We start from the raw sequence: 2,056 nt of genomic DNA, 5'->3' as shown, positions 1-2,056 counted from the left end.
CAGGATCGATAGCCGACGCAAGAACCACAGGGCAGGGAGGGGAGTCGCGTGGGTCATGGAGGCTCTTTGTGGTTTTCCAAACCGATGTCTGTCGGTGTCGGGGAGGGGATCACTTCATCCTAATCAACCGGTGATCAGAGAGTGTGACAAGAATTCACAAGTGAACGCCTCAGTTTGCTCCTGTAATGTACAAGAGTTGTACATGATGAGACAAGGTCCCTGGCAAGGGGGTTCCCGTCGAATGGCGAGGCCTGAACGGTTACGGACTGATAGAATCCGCCTCTGGTTCCGGAGAGGATGAGAATGCATGACCTATGATGCGGTGATCATCGGTGCCGGGGCTGCGGGGCTGATGTGTGCGCTGACCGCCGGTTATGCCGGTCGCCGTGTGCTGGTGATAGACCATGCCAACAAGGCCGGCAAGAAGATCCTGATGTCCGGAGGTGGGCGCTGCAACTTCACCAATCTGGCCACCACGCCTGCCAACTTCTTTTCCGGGAATCCGGCGTTCTGTATCTCTGCACTCAAGCGTTATCGGCCCGAGCACTTCGTCGAACTGGTGGAGCGACATGGCGTCGATCATGTGGAGAAGGCGCCGGGGCAGTTGTTCTGCGCCGGTTCTGCAAAAGCCATCCTCGATGTCCTGCTGACCGAGTGCCACTGGGCCGGGGTCGAGATCCGGCTGAAGACCTCGGTGGAGGGGATCGAGCGGGTCGGGGAGGGCTTGCGTCTGACCACCTCGCTCGGGCGGATCGACAGCGGTGCCGTGGTGATCGCCACCGGGGGGCTGTCGATTCCCACCATGGGGGCCAGCGGCTTCGGCTACGATATCGCTCGCCGGTTCGGGTTGGCGGTCACGCCGACGCGGCCTGCACTGGTGCCCTTCACCCTGCCCCCTGAGTGGAAGGCGCGCACCGCCGAGCTGGCGGGGGTGGCCTGTGAGGCGGCAGTGCAGGTCGTGAGTAGCGGCAAATGCCTGGGACACTATCAGGAACCGATACTGTTCACCCACCGGGGATTGTCGGGCCCGGCCATGCTGCAGATCTCCAGTGTCTGGCAGCCCGGCGATAGCCTCTCCATCGATCTATTGCCCGGCATCGATGCCTTCGCGGCACTGGCGTCGGCACGTCGTGAGACGCCACGGCGACGGATTTCCACCTGGCTCGGCGAGCATCTGCCCAAGCGGCTGGCCCAGGCGCTGGTGGAATGGCATGGCGGCGACGAGCGGTTGGCCGAGTGCTCCAACGAAGCGCTTGCCGCCTGGAGCGAGCAACTGGGTGACTGGCGACTCAAGCCGGCGGGGACCGAGGGCTGGCGCACGGCCGAGGTGACTCTGGGTGGCGTGGATACCCGGGCGATCTCGTCGAAGAGCTTCGCCGTCAATGACGTGCCACCGTTGCGCTTCATCGGCGAGGTACTGGATGTCACCGGTGAGCTCGGCGGTCACAACTTCCAGTGGGCCTGGGCCTCAGGCGTGGCCTGCGGACAAACCCTCTGATCGTGGGCATACAAGTCCATTGGAGCCTGGTCGAAGGGGGACCAGAGGATGCTAGGCGAGGGACCCCATGATGAAGCGGCAGGTCAAATGAAACGCCCCCCCGAGGCAACCGCGACCGTGATCAGGCCGAGAATCAGATTGATGCCGATCATTCGACGGATCTGGCCGAGATGCTTCCCGCCTGCGGGCCAGTCCTGACCGGCGATGGCTCGGCCCAGTCGAGGGTAGGGCGCGAACCAGAGGTGCAGGAAGATGGCCATCATGGCGATGCCGGTGAGCAGCATCAGGTGGATGTGCCAACCGGCCCCGCCCATGCCGCCGAACCCCGCGAAGAGCATCCAGAGACCTGAACCCAGCAGGACGATGATCGTGGCCCAGACCCAGGGGAAGAAGCGCTGAAAGATCCGGTACCAGAGGTTCAGTCGCTGGGGAGGCTCCAGGAGTTCCACGGCCACCGGTCGGAGGATCATCCAGGCGAAAAACATGCCCCCGACCCAGATGACGGCGGCGAGGATATGCAGGGTAATAGCGATGGCCATGGGGATTTTCTCGGGGGGT

The 2,056-nt window shown here is 63.2% G+C and carries 2 protein-coding genes; one reads left to right on the top strand and one right to left on the bottom strand.

Going from position 1 to position 2,056, the window contains the following annotated elements; translation table 11 throughout:
- Positions 1 to 307: 307 nt before the first annotated feature.
- Positions 308 to 1,498, top strand: coding sequence for an NAD(P)/FAD-dependent oxidoreductase (locus tag ACESMD_RS03935; RefSeq protein ID WP_372610521.1), 1,191 nt, complete (start codon positions 308 to 310; stop codon positions 1,496 to 1,498).
- Positions 1,499 to 1,581: 83 nt separating this feature from the next.
- Here the strand turns inward: ACESMD_RS03935 and ACESMD_RS03930 are convergent.
- Positions 1,582 to 2,056 (bottom strand): DUF4149 domain-containing protein (locus ACESMD_RS03930; protein WP_372610519.1); only part of this gene is annotated, 475 nt, incomplete at its 5' end.

This window comes from Halomonas sp. (assembly GCF_041689495.1).
GTDB lineage: Bacteria > Pseudomonadota > Gammaproteobacteria > Pseudomonadales > Halomonadaceae > Halomonas.
The sequence above is the reverse complement of the archived record's forward strand: the minus strand, read 5'-3'. Positions and strand labels throughout refer to the sequence as shown.

What these genes read in the sequence shown, in the direction of transcription:
- ACESMD_RS03935 (WP_372610521.1), top strand. Translation starts at nt 308, where the DNA reads ATGACCTATGATGCGGTGATCATCGGTGCCGGGGCTGCGGGGCTGATG.